We start from the raw sequence: 17,170 nt of genomic DNA on the forward strand, positions 1-17,170 counted from the left end.
GGTTACCCCGCAGTAAGCTTCGGCTCTGAAAGAAAGTGTAGGAACGAGGAGTATGAGTGGATAGCAGGAGTAAGCTCCTTAAAAACTATTGCTTTGCTGACTAGGAGGGCATTAGAAATTAATAATTCCAGTGCAAAAAAATGATTACTGTTTTAAATAATGGAAATGTAAAAATTAGAAAAATAGCTCCTACGACTCTTCTACATATAAAAAACAATACAAGTCCGTGTAGATGGGACACAAGGAAGCGGAAAGATACTTACTTCTGATACAAATGTTAATACTTCATGGCAGATATTAGCTGTATCTGCAATTCCAGGAACTTGAGAAATTACAGTCAAAAATTTTACTTCTTACGGAACAGGAGCTCCTGCAAATATCAGTTTATATGAAAATAAATAAAATGTATTTTGAATTAAATAGCGCTTACGGTAAATATGATACTGCTTTGATAGGCTGTAGCAGGAATGGTCACAGAAACTCCGCTTAATTCCAGCTGTATATTAATTCCGGTATAGGAACCCAAAGCCAGAATTGCCTGTATTCTGAATAATTCAATAGCTGTTTGAGTAACTGTATGATAGGTGGTTCCCCCTGTTATAGTACATAAACCGCATGTAGTTGATCCATTATTTGTTCTTTTGGCGGATAAAATTAATGAATTGTGCCAAGTGGGGTTAGCTTGATAATGAACTGATACTTTTGCATTCCCTAATACTAAAGGAACAGTTACTGCCAGTATAATCTGATTGGTAGCACTTTCATAAAGACCTGCATAATTATTTCCTGCTTCTGTGATTGAAGGGATGCTTACTGTCCAGTTAGTGCCCGTAACTGTAACTGTCTGTGCCTTAAAACAGGATGTTAATAATATCAAAAAAATGATATAAAAATTATGAAATATAATATTTGTTTTCATTAGATTCTTCTTTTATTCAGTAATAGTATAGGTGATTATTACAGGAGTATTAGTTCGTGTATTAAGATTGGCATAATTGTTTACGACAAGGCTTATAGTCAATCTGTGACCGTTATTGGCTCCGTTCCCGGTAAAAGCTCCTCCGATTCCTGTGATAATATTTACCGCTGTTGTAGAAAGAGTAACCTGTGCTGTGGGAGTTCCTAATGTTCCTCCGCCTGAACCTGCGGCTGCAGCTGCCTGTAACCTGATGTCAACACCGGGAATAGTTTGGTTTACGGATGCTGTTACTCTTCTGGTAAGACCTGCCGGAGCGATGGCTGAAGTATAATTGATCCATTTAGTAATATTTTGTGCAGGAGCAGTTAAAGGCTGCCCTGCTTCGGTGGGAGCTGTAAAATTCATAGCAATAGTTCCGGTAGGTTCTATATCCAATAAAGTGACTATCGGTAAGGTTACGGCAACCGTTTTACTTCCCGTTGTTTGTGAGAATGATAAATTATATATCAAACAGAAAATTATTAATATTGTGTGAGTAGCTACTTTCATTTTTTCTTCTTTATTTCATTATACCCTACTTTTATACTTTCCTGTTGGTATTTAATTTCACTTTGTTGTTTTGTAATATGAATTGTTATGTTCTGTTTTTCTGAAGGTTTTAGAGTTAAATCAAAATTTTCTACGGAGATTTTATATCGTTTATCTAAACCGTTTCTGTAAATCTTCACTTTCCAATCTCCAGGGCGGAGATAAGTGAAATCGAAACTGTCACCGATAAATGCTATTTTTCGATAAGTCTGTTCACCGTTGTTTGCTTCAATGATAATGCTTTCCCTTTTCTTTTTATCTTTATTAAGCTGAAGTTTAGCAAAGCTATATGATCTTTCATTTTCAGAAAGCTGTATGGTTCCTTCAATGCTTGCTGCTTTCATTAATCCGAAATTAAAAATATTCTCTTTATTGGTAAGATTTAATGATACGGGTAAAGATATACTTGTAATGTCATTTATATCTGTTGTGGAACGATCTATTTCAAGATAATAATCTCCCGGAATAATATTTTTAAATGTATAATTCCCATTTTTATCAGTTATAGAAAGGTAACTTCCCAACATTAATTTTATTCCTTCAGTTTTGTTGACTCCTAAGTTGTTTATGTTTCCAGATAAGGAAGTGTAATCGGCAATTTTCTGTACCGGAACGCGAAGTCTTAATGTATATCTCAATGAGAATATGAAGTCTTTATTTCCTAATTCTCCTCTTTGAAGCGAATATCTGCCCGAAAGATCCAATTCATTTCCTAGAAAAATCTGCTGATGAAAAAGAAGTTCAAAAAGATTTCTGTCCTTAAAATATTCTTCCGGCATGTAATTATTCTGATAAAAAAGGCTGAAGTTAGTTTTGTCCGAAAATCTGCTGATAATTCTCGCACCGTAATATATTTGTTTTTGATTTTGTAATTGATAACGAGAGGTTATGGCATAGCTCGCATAAATAGTAAAAGAAGTTTTAAGTCTTTCAAAAGATAAATTAGCTGTATAAAAACTTGAATTTCCTGAAAATCCTGTGAGATAATTTTCTGTTTTTCCGAATTGTCCTTCAAGATTTACCTGAAATATTCCTATTTTCTGGTCTATACTTACCTTAAAAAAACGATCGTGATAATCAAATTGTTTCGGTTCGAGACGATCCTGATATTTTTGAAATCCATTATAAAGCATGAGGAATCCATTCGCAAGATATTTATATTGTAAACCGTATTGTAAGAAGTTTCTGTAAGGTGCTGCCAGAAATAAAGTATCCCGCTGGAAATTTTTGGCATCGCGCATATAATTAGCAAACACATTAAGGTTACTGGAAATTCGATATTGGAGGTTTCCATTGAAGGTACTGGTATTTGTAAAATAACCCGCAAACTGGGGACTGGATCTCATATACATAATATTTCCATTAAGCTTTTCGAATGTAGCTTGGGTTTGCACCATATAAGCACTGCCTTCCATTGTATCGGTCTTACTGTATGCGAGTTCACCTGATACCATTATATTTTTTGATATTTTAAATTTTCCTGAGGTGTAAGGAAGATGAGCTTCGGAGTCAAGTCGAATGTTTCCGAAATTCATTTCTCCTTTTCTGGGTATTTTGTAAAGATATCCTGCTGTAATTTCTGATTCCTTATGAATTTTAAATATTGAATACACATTCAATTCATCTTTAATATCGCGAAAAAACCTGGGATGATTATAAAATCCGCCCAGACTTACCTTTTTGAAATCATATCGTATTTCTGCTCCTCTTCCGTACCGGGCAAATTCCGTAAGGTATGAGGCAGAATAATTTTTATCTCCTAAATGAACAAAGAAATTCTCTCTTTTATAATTAATAAAATACTCTTCATATTGTGTAAACGAATTAAATTCCACAGGATTCTTAGTTACAGCATGAAATTCAAAATTGTTTTTATTTTCTTTATCAAGACTTCCTTTACCGTAAATTTCCCCCTGAAAACCATCCTGAAAAACTCCCATATTTTGCATTCCGATAAAAGACAAGGAAGTGGCAACTGAAAGTCTGTGGTAAATATCATCTTCAACAGGTTTTACGGAAATGATTTTTATACTTACATAAGCAGACTGATTTTCTGTGGGGTTTTCTTGAGAGGAAACGGAAAGATTAAGGTTCTGATATTCATTTTGTCCAAGCTCGGCACTTGTTACTTTGCGTATTGTAATTATTTTTGCTTCACCGGGTTGCATGTTTAAATAAGTATCATGATCAACTATTGCATTTTTACTTTCAAGGATAAGATTCTCAACAATATTTCCACTGTTTTTTAAAAGAAAAGAAGCTTGAATAGTTTCTCCTGCTCTGATGAATTCCGGAGCCTGAAGAGCCGTTAATGAAAGCTTTCTGCTTCCTGAAACAATAATATCCACATTTTTTGTGAAACGGCTTCCGTCATATTGATCAGTTCCATTAATGATAATGGAATATTTTCCCTGTGGTGCTTCTGTCGCAATGCGTAACGGGACAATGTAAGATTTGTTTTCACCAGCCGAAATGCTGAATTCTCCCTTAGATAAAATCGGGATTATATTCGGATTAGAAGTGGTAACTTCAATTGTGTATTTTTTATTTTCGGATTTAGGATTTTCTAAAATAAAGGAAATAGAAGTAGATGTTCCCGGTAGCAGACTATCTTTTTTATTAACAATTTCTCTGGATTGTTGTTGAGAAAAAATAAGTACAGGGAATAATAAGGAAATATATATAAACCAAATTTTAATCATTTTTTACTTCTAGTTCCACATTGAGGGCGAAAGCATTTTCGTTTTCATCAGTAGCTATGATGACCGCATTGTAATGATCAGGCGGTACTTTACTGATGTCAATAGGAAATGATTTGGAGGTATAAGGTAGTAATCCCATTTCAAGACTGGAAAAACTTCCTATCTTTTCTCCGGTTTTACGATTATAGATTTCAATGGTAGCGGAAGGTTTGCAATATAAGTTGCCGTTATTGGCTATGGCAATTTTTGCTAATTTAATTCCTTCTTCTTTATCAATTTTCACACTTTCAAATTTAAGATCCGGCTTTGCCTTTTCAGAATCGTAGTCCGTAATGACCTGAATAGCATATCGTACAATAGATGTGATGCTCACTCCTTGCTTACTGTCGCTTGGTTTTATATCATCCACAGGTTCTACCATGATTACGCTCCAATAGCTTCCCGGCTCAGAAATTTTATTGGGAACGGTAATTTCATAATAGACTTCAGTTTTTTGCTTGGCTTTAATTGTAACTAAATTTGTATTGAATTTTATCCAGTCGATATTCGTCCTGTTATTGGTATGTGGAACTGAATAATTGATCGTTCCATCAGATTTATAGCTAAAATCCTGAAGAAATAATTTTACATTTTGCGGTTGATTTCCAGTATTTTCTATAGCAATTTTTCCTTTGTAAACTTTTCCGTTTTCTACTTTGTAAGTATGAGAAAGACCATTAAGAATAACAATACTTGCTCTCAAAGAAGCAAACTGAAGGCTGAAAATTAGCAATAAAAGAATACGCTTTATCATGTTTATGTAAAGTTTAGGGTTTAAAATGATGATACAAGGCAAAGAAGAAACTTTTATGAGATTTCTTCTTGCCTGTACTTAAAGATGAAACTGGACGAGTATTAGTTGTCCGATATTGTGTAGGTAACTGTAGCTACAGTGGTAGCAGTTGCCTGCAAGTCAGCATACACTGCAACTCCACCAGGACCACTTCCCGGCGCTAATGCATACGTTAAATTATGACCATTATTGGCTCCGTTACCAGTATAAGCACTTCCGATTCCTGAGATAATTGTCTGCTCTGCAGCACTCAATGTAAGCTGAGCAGATGGAGTTCCCAAAGTTCCTCCTCCTGAACCTGTAGCTGCCGCTGCTGTTACATGGATATCAATTCCCGGAATAATAGCATTTAATTTTACAGATACGTTACGGGTAGGATCAGCAACAGATTTAATAGAAGAATAATTTAGCCAAAGCGTATTATTGGCAGCATTTGCCACGACAGGATTACCGGCTTCTGTAGGAGCTGTGAATCCTAAAGTAATGTTTTTGGTGGCAGCAGGTTCAATATCTACCAATGCGACTTCCGGTACAGAAATCGTTACTGTATGATTGTCTGTGTTTGTGTCTTGTGCGCTAATATTCTCGAATGTAAACGCAAATAAACATAAAGATAAAGTGAATTTAATTTTTTTCATGGTGGTATATTTAGAATGAAGTGAAGTTAATAAAATTCAACATACTATGAAATATTTTTAACAATATATTTTCATGTCTATCAGTTCGTTAATAATATTTTAATGCATGTTGTGTGAAAATTTTTTTGCATATTAATCAAAAATAAGGTTAAGATTTTATGACTATACTCAGTAAAATAAAAAGCCTTATACAAATTCTGCATAAGGCTTTAATTATTTCTTTACTGATGAGCTGTTTACCCCCAATGAGGATCTGAAACAGTAGGTTTTCCAGTTTCCAGCCTTCCTGCAAAGCACCAGGTATTGTTTTCTGATGTAATTTTCAGATCGTACCAGCCTTTCATTTTATTAACATTGATAATTACTTTTTCTTCATTTAGCTGTAATGGAATTTTCTTCTTATTTTTTAAATAGAAATCTTCTAAAGTGATGGAAATGTTATTTTTAGTATTCTTTTTAATAATTAACTCCACTTCATCGTTAGATGGATTATTATTCAACGAAATTTCTAGTTCGGGCTGGTTTTCTCCTTTAAAGTTTCTGTAAAAACCATTCGGACCGAAAATCTCATAATCATATTTTCCAGAATTTACAGGGTGTGATAATTCCTGTTTTGAATATAAAGCATAAGAAAAATGGAAATTGTCCGTATCAAATTTTGTTCTGTCATAAATTATCAACGGAACGGCTCTTTCTTTTAGATTGGTCATTTTAATTTTTCCATCCTCAAAATTGATATGATAATTATACGGAAGTGAGTTCGATGGCTTCAAGCCTCTCTCCTGAATTTCCAGTAAATTGTTATTCAATTCATTTTCGTCATACCATTTCAAATTCGGGACAGGTTTATTTTTCGCTGAATTGATGGTTTTGGCATAATCTTTTTGATCCAGATAATCCATCTTCGGAATTTTGACAGTAGATGAATTAAATGCTGAAATCAGATTTCCACAAATTGCCCTTCTCCAATCGCTGATATTATCAATCGTCACATCTTTATTAAATTTTTTCTGAATAAAATTTTCCAAAAACTGCAGCACAGAAGTGTGATCCGAAACCTCAGAATTCACAAAACCTCCTTTCGTCCACGGCGAAGCAATAATCATCGGAACTCTGAAGCCTAAACCAACGGTTCCTTCAATTCTTTCATGATCTTTCAGCTTTTGAGTCGACATGTATTCCTGAGTTTTATCCACATATTCTACACCGTCTTTTCCGTTCATATCAACAGGCTCACTAGGATTCATCGGTGGAGCAAAGGGTAAAACATGATCGAAATATCCGTCATTTTCATCATAATTAATAATGAAAATGGTTTTTTTCCAGGTTTCAGGATCTTTGGTTAAAATATTCAATACCTCAGAAATATACCACGCTCCGTACCAAGGCGAACCAGGATGATCGGAAAAATGTTCCGGAGCGACAAGCCATGAAACCAACGGCAATTTTTTATCTTCAACATCTTTTCTGAACTGAAATAAAACATCACTTTTCGGGACAACTAATTTTTCTCCTTTTTTATCTGTTCCGATTTCTAAATTCCAAAAATCGGGATCATCAGAATTGGTGGTGAATGCTTTTTCGTGAAGATTTTTTTCTGTCTGCGAAAGTTTTGCGTAATTATCAGGATGATATTTAATTTTATCTTCTTCAAGTTCTGCAATCATTCCTTCGAATCTTTCTTTTTGCTTCGGATTTTTTTCAATTTCTGCTTTTAAATAAGAAATGATATTCGGAATGTTCTGATAATATCCTTTAGAAAATTTTACATTAAATTTTGAAAACCATTCGATCGGATTGTCTGTAAAGTTGCTCAGCCAGGCTTCCTGTTCACCAGACATTCCTTTCGGAAGACTGATTTCATTCTGATAAATTTTCCATGAAATATTTTGCTCTTCCAGAATTTCAGGAAAGCTTTTCCATTTTGCCTGATGGTTTTTATCGTAATCGATATTTTCATTATAAACGTTGGCTTTTACTTTACCATTTTTCTGTTCACGCAACGTTCCCGACCAATGAAAAAGTCGGTTGGGTGTTGTTCCCGTTAATGATGAACAAAAATATTGGTCAAAAATCGTAAACGCATCCGCGAGCTGATAATAAAAAGGCAAATCTTCGCGATTATAATACCCCAACGTCAAAGGGATATCTTTGTAATCTTTATTTCCCGAAGCTTTTGCTTGAAGCCATTGATCGTATTTTCCTTTATTCAAAGCTTTTTGTTGATTGTCCCATGAATGCGGGAGCGAACTCATCCACGTAGATTTTGTATTTCTTAAATCTAAACGGGCAGGAGCTGCATATTTTCCGCCGTCATTTTTTTGAAAAAAAACAGAATGACCGTCTTGCTTTTTAAATGTTCTTTGATCTAAAAAACCTCTTACTCCTTTCAAAGCTCCGAAAGCATGATCGAAAGAGCGGTTTTCCTGCATCAAAATCACAACATGTTCAGCATCATAAAATGTTGACTGTGCAGTAGGTTCAATGGTTAAAGCTTTTAAAATAGCAGGATGTAAAACACCTGAAGTTCCCAATCCGGCTAATAAAATGCTTGATTTTTCTAAAAATTCTCTTCTGTCCATTTTATATTGTAATACAAAGAAACCGCAAGTTAAGATGAATTTTCCTGCGATTTCTTTTAATTGTTGTTAAAAATATCTTAGATTTTTATTGCAGCCACCACGGTTTAGAATTGATATTATCGCTTCCGCCGTATTGTGCAACCAAAGCAGCCTGAAGATTTGCATTGTTGTAATTGTACTCAGCTTGTGGATATCTGAATCTGAAAGGAGCAGAAACTCCCGTTTGTAAAGGATAATTCGGATAACCTGTTCTCAGATAATCGTAATAAGAAGTCCATTGCGACTGGTGGAACATCGTCATGTATTTTTGCGTCATGATTTGTTCTAATTGCGTTGCCAAAGGAGCAGAATTATTATAAATAACCAAAGGTGTAGCGAGATAATTATTCACATCAAATCCTGCGAAATATTGATTTGGGTTTTTAACATACGTTTGATAAAAACTGAAACTTGCCTTAACTGCATTGTCGTAATGTGTCTTTGCAGATCCGGAAATCCAGCCTCTCGCGGTAGCTTCAGCCAAAATAAATTCTAATTCGGAATAGCTTAAAACTGATGAAGGTTCATTGGTTGCATCCTTGTAGAAACGGTCGTTTACTTTAGAAATATTTTTTGCTGTGATCAAAGCAGCGTTGTCAGAATAAGGAGATATAGGATTTCCTCCGTTATATCCTGTAAAATCGGTAAGTGGCTTTCCTGCTTCTTTTGCACCCGTCGTCTGTGCTGCAAAAGTGAATAAACGCGGATCCTGTCTGGCTTTAAATAAATCAATGAAATAATTCGCCATATATAAACTCGAACCGTAACCACTGTTATTAAACATCGTGTATCGACTGTCTGCAGCGTCTGCAAATTTCAATTCTCCGTTGTCTGTAATCGAAGTCATTAAGGTTTGACTTCCTGTGATGGATGCGAATTCTGTCGCAACATTGTAGCTTCCGATTGTTGTTTTTTTAGACATTGTAATTAATATCTTTAGACGGAAAGAATTGATTAATTTTTTCCATTTTGTAGCGTCACCGTTGTAGATAATATCTCCTTCGATTTTATCGTTTGAGTTAATTAAATCGTTCGCTTCTTTTAATTCAGTTAAAATTCCTGCCATCACGGTTTCCTGAGAATCATATTTTGGCTGAGTGATTCCAGATTCCCCTTTTACAGCCTCAGAATAAGGAATACTTCCGAATTTTAAACTTAAATTAAAGAAATAATATGCTCTGTAAAATTTACCGATCGCCTGATAATTTTTATTGTTGATCTTTTCTGCTTCCTGCACCATTTTTACTGTATTCAGAAGACCTTTTGTGTAAACATCGAAAGAAGCATCGCTCCATTTCATGTACTGATAGGTGTTTTCTCCGTCTGTTCCGATCATCATTCTTGATGCGTACATGTTGTCGCCATTCACCTGGAAAGCATTGGAAGAAACGTAGGTCAATAAAAATTTAGGATCTACACTTGCCTGATCATTTGGGTTTTCGTTGATCGTGTCAAGATTGGATTCACAAGAAGTCAATGCCAATAATCCTACCACAAAAACTGATTTTATAATATTTTTCATTTTGATTTTCTGCTTTTAATTAAAATTTAAGATTAAATCCAACTCCGATCCATCTGCTTGAAGGATCCTGAATGTCATTCCCTGTTCCGATTTTGTAATCCGGATCTGAATACAGATTTTTAGATTTTTTCCATATTGCAAGATTATATCCTGAAATATTTGCGGTGAAACTTTTTATCATTCCTTTCGGATTTAAGAGATAAGAGAAGTCATATTCAAGAACAACGGATCTCAATTTCACGAAAGTTCTGTCGAAAACGTTGGCAAATAATTCACTTTCATCTTCTGTTACTCTAGCCTGATAAGGATAATTCTGTGCCCAATCCTGGAAGCTGATTGCTTTTGTGTGTGGAGTGTAAGTTCCGGTTGCAGAGTTATAATTCACACCATCCGGTACGAAATAATAAGTTCCCGGATTTGCGTATTCAAGATCTCTGTAAGCTGTGGAATTCGGATGTTTTCCGCCCCACCACATTTTTTCTACTACCTGCGATCTCATTACACCACCGACACTTCCGTCGATTCCGACATTTAAAGTAAACTTTTTATATTTGAAGGTATTGGTAAAACCAAAAGTCCAGTCCGGATTGAAATGCCCTAAATTTGTAGGAGTTGTTGCTCTTGTCGGCATTCCTGTATTCGCATTCAGAATTACTTTTCCATCCGGAGATTTTTGCCAGGTGTAGTCGTAGTAACTGTCCATTCTTTCGCCTAATTTGATGTTGTTGTAATTTGGCATGTCTGCATAAATGGAAGTCAGCTTTTGTTCGTACGTGCTCCAGTTGATTAACGATTTCCAGGTGAAATTGTTTGTCTTAACCGGTGTTAAGCCTAATGAAATTTCAAGACCTTGCGTTGTATATTCGTTTCCGTTTACATATTGAGAAGTGAAACCTGAAGATTGTGCGGCTGGAAACTGAAGAATATTATTATAATCTAACGTTCTGAAATAAGTAGCATCAAAAGTAATTCTGTTGTTGAATAATCCTGCGCTCAAACCTAATTCATAAGATTTTGTCTGTTCAGGTTTTAAGGTGTTTTCAACATTTAAAGTAGTAGGATAATAATACGTCGGATTTCCATTGAATGTAACTCCGCCATTGTTTACATAATAATTTCTGATCGAGTAGGGCTGAAAATCATACGCCACTTTTGCCCAAGAAGCGGATAATTTTAACATGTTAACAGCTTCCGGCATTTTAACTAAATTCGAAATCATGGCACTTAATGAAGCAGAAGGGTAGAAGTACGATCTGTTGGCTTTTGGTAAGGTTGAAGACCAGTCGTTACGTCCTGAAACATTCAGGAAAAATGCGTTGTACAAACCAACGTCAATCGTTGTATAAGCACTGTAAATTAATTTTTCTTTTAAATAATCATAATATTTTACAGCTCCGATTGAATTGTCTAATGTATATAATTCAGGAATTTTCAATCCGTCTGTGGAAGCATTATCAATATCATTTTTGTAATAAAAAGCTGAACCTCCGGCATTGATTGCAAAATCAAAGTTTTCTGAAATTTTCTTTTTATAGGTTGCTAAAACATCGTAGTTAAGATTCCATGTTTTGGTATCGTTCAAAATATAACCGCCACTTCTCGGCGCACTGTAATTGAAGTAAGAATAGGGACTCAGGATTTCCTGCTTGTTGTGATTTTCAACTAAGGAAATTTTTCCTTTTACCGAAAGATCATTCGTCGCTTTGTATTCTAAACCGGTTTGGGCATTGATAACGTTGGTTCTGTTTTTATTTTTATAATATTCAGCGCCGAACCAAGGGTTATTGTACCATGCGTAATTCCAGTTGGCTTGTGCAGTTCCGGTTTGTCCCGGAATCCACATATGGTTTTTAAGATCTCTTCCGTCTACATCACCTCCCATCCAAATCAAAATCGTGTACATGTGACCACTTGGATTGTAGTCGTAATTAGGGATATTTGGCGTAAAAGTCTGAGTAAAATTAAATTTAGTATCAAAAATTAATTTTTCACCCAAATGATTTTCAGAAGAAAAGTTCATTCCATAACGTTGTAAATAAGACTCAGGAACTCTGTCATCATAATTCATGAAATTCCCCGAAAGCCTGTAAACGTCTTTGTTATTTTTATAACTGATGGAAAAATTGTTATTGTTAATTACCGCAGGCTTCAGAAAGATGTCAAGATTGTCATGATATTGCCAGTCAATCGGAACTCTTTCATATCTTGATTTATCATTATACTGACTTCCAGATACACCACCATACCAAGGAATTATCTGTCCGGTAACTTTATCCCTGATGGGGCTGTTCCATTGAGCGATTTTTAAACCCGGAACGAATTTCGGTCCCCAAATCATATCTCCATCGTTTACACCTCCGTCTGCACCGTCCCAGAATTCATACTTTCCGTGAGATCCATTTCCGTATTCGGTCTGTGTTTTCGGAAGATTGGTAAATCCGGCTGTCACCATAGTGTTTTGAGAGAATTCAACGGTAAATCCTTTCTTTTTAGCACTTTTTGTAGTAATTAAAACAGCTCCGTATCGACCTCTTGAACCGTAAAGAGCAGAAGCTGTTGCTCCTTTTAATACGTTGATATTGTCAATATTATTCGGATCTAAATTTTGAAAAACTGTTTTCTCAACAATTACCCCATCGATAACGAAAACCAGATTTGAATTTCCTCTTAAAGTAAATTCCGGAGCCTGCTGCATTCCTGTGGGGTTTGAAACATTCAAGCCGGCAACCTGCCCTGAAAATAAATTTCCGATACTCGGCGTGGTAATCGTTTCAAATTGTTTTGTCCCGACTTCCTGAGTAGAATATCCGATTTTTTCTTTCTTTTTCGCGATACCAAGAGCGGTAATTACGACTCCTTCAATCTGTTTTTCATTTACCTTTTTCAGAACAACAGAATAATTTCTTCTGTTTGAAACTTCAATGGTGTAGGAAGAAAACTCAGGTGAAAAAAATTCAAGAATATCTTTGGGATTGGCTGAGATCGTAAAATTACCGTTTTCATCAGTAATGGCGGTCTTCCCTGTATTTTTATCAGTAATGTTTACCCCGGAAACACTGGTGCCGTTTTCAGATTTTACATTTCCGGAAATATTGACTTCCTGAGCGGTAAGATAGAGGGGGAGCAAAAAAATTGCAAAAGTAGCTAAAGTCTTCTTCATTTTTTTGAAGGCAAATTTAGCCCGACTCTGTTACCTCAGTTTTAATAGGGTATTACGATAAATATATCATTTGAAGGTGATACAAGAGAAAAAATTAATATAATAATAAAGCGAAAAACTGTGGTAGGTTCACAAATTTTTAGTTTTTTTTAATATACTATTATATAGAATTGATGATACTTTGAAGCTAGAATCTACTCAGAATTCCCCAGTGGATTTTGATATCATTAAATTTAAATGGGTTTCCAAATTCATTACCATTGGAAAGCTGGAAGCTCATCAAGCCGATCGGAATGAAGAAATTAAAACCGAGCCCGACACTGTAGAGTTTGGGTTTTACATTCAGAGATTTGTTGTTGAGCTGTCCGTATTGTCCGAAAACATCAAAGAAAGCCTGATTTCCGATGAGATACCGGTATTCTAAACTTCCGTAATAATAAAAGTCGGCGGCGAGAGAATTTTCATTGAAACCCCGCATGGAATTCCAGCCTCCGAAACGGTAGAGTTCGTTGGCAGAAAAATCAATTTTTGAATCCATCATCGCACCTTCCGCTTTTATATTGAGGAAATGATTTCCGTTGATATGATAATTATGTTCCCCGAAAAAGTAAAACTGATTTTGCGGAGATTTTATATTGTCTTTCGTGTAAGTCGTTGTCAGATAATCATATCCTGCGTTGATCTTTGTTTTGTAAAGGAAAAGATCAATATCGGTTGGTTCAACCATTTCAAACCAGATTCCGATTCCTTTTTTGTTATAATCTTTACCCTGAACGTATAAAGTGTCGATAATACTTGAGCTTTCGAATGTTCCTCTCAAACCAATTTTATTTCTGGAATTAATGTGATAATAAAGAGCCGGAAGTGCTTTTACATTGGCATAAGTAGAATCCTGTCTGAAAATATTTACCTTCATATTCAATCCGACATTGGATTTAAAAAGATAAGGAACATCGGTCTGAAGATCAAAAGTCTGCCCTTTATCAGGGTTTCTCTGCCAATATAAATTCACCGTTTCAAAACTGTTGAATATGTTTCTGAAATTAACATTCAGCGTTCCGTTTAAGGTAAATTTATCCGTTTTATCATTTCCGAAACCGATCACACCGTCAAAACTGTTCGTCTTTTTCTTTTCCATGAAAAGATAAATACTCGTAGAATCTTTTGTAAACAAAGTTTGTGGAGGTCTTTCCAACGTGACGAACTGATGACTCTGGAAAGATTTATTAATAGCAATAAGGTTTTTGTCGTCGTAAGTTTTACCCTTGAATTCCTTTTCAAGATTTTTCATAAATCTTTTGGGAACACTGGTATAACCTTTTACCACAAAATGATCGATAGTTCTCTTGTCATTTTTATTAATATCAAGTTCTACAATCGGATAGCCGTTTTTCTGACCTTTATATTTCGACTTGATTCTACTGAAAGCAAAACCGTCATCAATATAGACCTTGTTAATCTTTTTCTTGGTCGAGTCTAAATTTTTAGTAAAAAATTCTTTCTGAATTTTAGTTTTCTGAGAAATTGAATCGGAAAGATTAACATAAGTTTCGTTGAAATTTTTGCCTTTGTCGTAAATGATTTCTGTACTGTCGCCAATTTTCTTCACTTCTTTCAGTTGAGTAAAAAAGTAATTATTCTGAGCCAAAGAATCCAGAAATTTCACAGCAGAAGTAGAATCTTTTACCTTTTTTCTGACCTTCGTCTCCGAATCAATAAGAAAATAATGCTTCTTTTGCGCTTGGGTGAAAACGCAAAACAGCACAAAAAATATTTTTAGAAATAACTTCAACTAATACAAAATTTTAAATCTTGTTTTTGTCATTCCGTAGGAATCTCAGCAAAAAATTTAACATAAATTAGTTTAGATTCCTACGGAATGACAAAAATGCTGTTTTATTTAAGAAGATTTATAGTTAAAAATAAAAAGTTTAAATAAGTTTAACTGAAACTAAGCCAGCTTATTATATTTCTTCATTAAATTCTCATAAGTTCCCTGTGGAAGAATCCATTTCAAAGGCACTCCGATTTTCTGCCCGAATTTACCAAAATAATAATGAGCTTTCCATTTATTTTTATTTAAAAGTTGATTGACGTATTCTGCAACTTCCAAAGGTTCGGTTCCATCACCAACATGAGAATTCATCAAACCATACACTTTGTCGAAAACATTTTTATAGGGTTCAGAAACTTTTGTTCTTACTCGGTTTTCTGCAATATTGGTTTTAATATCACCCAAATGAAGCGAACAAACATTGATATTCCAAGGATAAACTTCATATCTCATTGCTTCAGTTACTTTATCCAAAGCTGATTTTGAAGCCGAATAAAATCCACGGAAAGGCAATCCCATTTCGCTTCCGATGCTGGAAACGTTGATGATCTGTCCGAATTTATTTTCACGCATTTTCGGCATCACTGCGCTCATCATCTGAACTGAACCGACCAAATTCAGATTGAATAACTTTAAAATATCTTCTTTTGAAGAATCTTCCACGGCTCCTACCATTCCCATTCCTGCATTGTTGATCAGAACATCGATTCTGGTTTCTGTTTTTAATACTTCAGCAATTGCATTTTGAATAGCTTCATTATCCGTAACATCTGTCGGAATAGATTTGAAATACTGACTTTCGGTATGTTTTCGGCTCAAACCATACACCTTGTGACCTTTCTTTCCGAAATATTCTGCTAACACGAAACCGATTCCTGATGAGGTTCCTGTGATGATTATAGTTTTATTTGATGACATTTTATTTCTGTAAGTGATATTATTTTTTCAGTCCTTTTGTCATTCCGAACGTAACGAGTGAAGAATCTATGCTTTTGAGATTTCTTCTTCGTTGAAATAACAACTGCAATATTGATATTCTCGAGTTAATTTTATTCTTTAATTAATACATTTTCCAAATCCTCCCAAAACATCGGGTAAGACTTTTCCACCACATCTTCATCTTCAATATTCAATTCTTTAATTAAACAAAACGGCGCAAAACTCATCGCCATTCTGTGATCCTGATAGGTTTTGATGGAAATATTGTCTTCCGGATCATTAAAACTGATGGATTTGATCGTTAAATCTGTGATTTCAGTTTCTGTTCCCAGTTTTTTCAATTCATTGTATAAAGCTAACAATCTGTCGGTTTCTTTTACGCGTAAAGTTCCCAATCCTGAAATTTCGAAAGGAATTTTCAACGCTGCTGCAGTTACACAAAGAGTTTGGGCAATGTCTGGACAATTATTCATGTCCAAAACGATTTTTTCCGGAAATTGAAAATTAGAATCTGACTGAAGCGTCAATTTATGTTCGTCTTCTGTGAAAGTTGTTTTAATCCCGAAAAACTCATCATAAATTTTTGCAATCGCAGAATCTCCCTGAGTTGATTCTTTGTAAAAACTTTTCAAGTGAATAGTTTCTCTTCCCAACGCTGCAAAAGAGTAGAAATAAGAAGCCGAACTCCAGTCACTTTCTACTTCATAGTTGATGGTTGATAGTTTATGGTTGATGGGTTCTATTTTGATCGTATTTCCTATGAAGCTGCTTTTAATTCCGAATTTAGTTAAAATGCTCAATGTCATTTCGATATAAGACCGTGAAGTAACTTCGCCAACCAAATTTATTTCCAATCCATTTTCTAATTTTCCTGCAATTAATAGAAGAGAAGTGATAAACTGGCTTGAAATATTTGCAGGAACATCCACTTTGATTTTGGTGATTTTTCTTCCTTTGATTTTAAGTGGGGGAAAACCTTCATTTTCCATATATTCGATCTCGACTCCCAAGTTTTGCAAAGCTGTGACCAGATTTTTAATTGGTCTTTCTTTCATTCTTTTCGAACCGGTAAGAATTGTTGTTTTCCCCTCTTGGATAGAATAATAAGAAGTAAGAAAACGCATCGCCGTTCCTGCATGATGAATATCGACAATTTCCGTGTTTTGTTCAGAAGATTCTTGCTTTTTTTCAAGGTCTTCACGAACCTCTGACGAGGTTTCAGACAATGCTTTTTTTAACAATTGCGTATCCTGAGAATTAGATAAATTCCCGATTTGTATGTTTTTAAACAAACTTTCTAAAATCAACAAACGATTCGAAATGCTTTTCGAACCGCTGATTTGTATGGTTTTGTTTCCTGTTAATTTTGATTTTTCAAGCTTCTTCATTATTTCTTCAGATTTTAGATTCAAGAT

11 protein-coding genes are annotated in these 17,170 nt (G+C 34.9%); all 11 read right to left on the bottom strand.

All coding sequences use genetic code 11. From position 1 onward, the window contains the following. Positions 1-415: 415 nt before the first annotated feature. Positions 416-919, bottom strand: coding sequence for a hypothetical protein (locus ABD745_RS21230; protein ID WP_344834949.1), 504 nt, complete (start codon positions 917-919; stop codon positions 416-418). A 12-nt stretch (positions 920-931) separates the two neighbouring features. Next, positions 932-1,429 (bottom strand): hypothetical protein, encoded by a 498-nt coding sequence (locus ABD745_RS21235; protein WP_344834951.1) that lies wholly within the window; start codon positions 1,427-1,429, stop codon positions 932-934. Between the two features lie 35 nt (positions 1,430-1,464). Continuing rightward, a complete protein-coding gene (locus ABD745_RS21240; RefSeq protein ID WP_344834952.1) occupies positions 1,465-4,209 on the bottom strand; it encodes a hypothetical protein in 2,745 nt (914 codons plus the stop codon). Beyond that, positions 4,202-5,002, bottom strand: coding sequence for a WxL protein host-binding domain-containing protein (locus tag ABD745_RS21245; protein WP_344834955.1), 801 nt, complete (start codon positions 5,000-5,002; stop codon positions 4,202-4,204). Before ABD745_RS21245 ends, ABD745_RS21240 begins: the two co-directional genes overlap by 8 nt. Positions 5,003-5,103: 101 nt before the next feature. After that, a complete protein-coding gene (locus ABD745_RS21250; RefSeq protein ID WP_344834958.1) occupies positions 5,104-5,679 on the bottom strand; it encodes a hypothetical protein in 576 nt (191 codons plus the stop codon). A 236-nt stretch (positions 5,680-5,915) separates the two neighbouring features. Next, complete coding sequence (locus tag ABD745_RS21255) at positions 5,916-8,261, bottom strand: phosphocholine-specific phospholipase C (RefSeq protein WP_344834961.1); 2,346 nt, start codon at positions 8,259-8,261, stop codon at positions 5,916-5,918. An 85-nt stretch (positions 8,262-8,346) separates the two neighbouring features. Then, positions 8,347-9,822, bottom strand: coding sequence for a SusD/RagB family nutrient-binding outer membrane lipoprotein (locus ABD745_RS21260; protein ID WP_344834965.1), 1,476 nt, complete (start codon positions 9,820-9,822; stop codon positions 8,347-8,349). 19 nt (positions 9,823-9,841) lie between these two features. Then, entirely contained in the window at positions 9,842-12,982 is a 3,141-nt protein-coding gene (locus tag ABD745_RS21265; RefSeq protein ID WP_344834968.1) for a SusC/RagA family TonB-linked outer membrane protein, read from the bottom strand. Between the two features lie 187 nt (positions 12,983-13,169). Continuing rightward, positions 13,170-14,747 carry a BamA/TamA family outer membrane protein gene (locus ABD745_RS21270; protein WP_344834971.1) on the bottom strand — a complete coding sequence of 526 codons (1,578 nt, stop codon included), beginning with the start codon at positions 14,745-14,747 and terminating at the stop codon, positions 13,170-13,172. A gap of 186 nt (positions 14,748-14,933) precedes the next feature. Next, a complete protein-coding gene (locus ABD745_RS21275; RefSeq protein ID WP_344834974.1) occupies positions 14,934-15,734 on the bottom strand; it encodes an SDR family oxidoreductase in 801 nt (266 codons plus the stop codon). Positions 15,735-15,865: 131 nt separating this feature from the next. Further along, on the bottom strand, positions 15,866-17,143 hold the full coding sequence (gene aroA / locus ABD745_RS21280; protein ID WP_344835087.1) for a 3-phosphoshikimate 1-carboxyvinyltransferase: 1,278 nt from the start codon (positions 17,141-17,143) through the stop codon (positions 15,866-15,868). Between the last annotated feature and the right edge of the window lie 27 nt (positions 17,144-17,170).

The sequence above is a fragment of the Chryseobacterium ginsenosidimutans genome (genome assembly GCF_039536845.1).
GTDB lineage: Bacteria > Bacteroidota > Bacteroidia > Flavobacteriales > Weeksellaceae > Chryseobacterium > Chryseobacterium ginsenosidimutans_B.

Coding starts and splice junctions, on each gene's coding strand:
- ABD745_RS21230 (WP_344834949.1), bottom strand. CDS start 919: ATGAAAACAAATATTATATTTCATAATTTTTATATCATTTTTTTGATA.
- ABD745_RS21240 (WP_344834952.1), bottom strand. CDS start 4,209: ATGATTAAAATTTGGTTTATATATATTTCCTTATTATTCCCTGTACTT.
- ABD745_RS21245 (WP_344834955.1), bottom strand. CDS start 5,002: ATGATAAAGCGTATTCTTTTATTGCTAATTTTCAGCCTTCAGTTTGCT.
- ABD745_RS21250 (WP_344834958.1), bottom strand. CDS start 5,679: ATGAAAAAAATTAAATTCACTTTATCTTTATGTTTATTTGCGTTTACA.
- ABD745_RS21255 (WP_344834961.1), bottom strand. CDS start 8,261: ATGGACAGAAGAGAATTTTTAGAAAAATCAAGCATTTTATTAGCCGGA.
- ABD745_RS21260 (WP_344834965.1), bottom strand. CDS start 9,822: ATGAAAAATATTATAAAATCAGTTTTTGTGGTAGGATTATTGGCATTG.
- ABD745_RS21265 (WP_344834968.1), bottom strand. CDS start 12,982: ATGAAGAAGACTTTAGCTACTTTTGCAATTTTTTTGCTCCCCCTCTAT.
- ABD745_RS21275 (WP_344834974.1), bottom strand. CDS start 15,734: ATGTCATCAAATAAAACTATAATCATCACAGGAACCTCATCAGGAATC.
- aroA (WP_344835087.1), bottom strand. CDS start 17,143: ATGAAGAAGCTTGAAAAATCAAAATTAACAGGAAACAAAACCATACAA.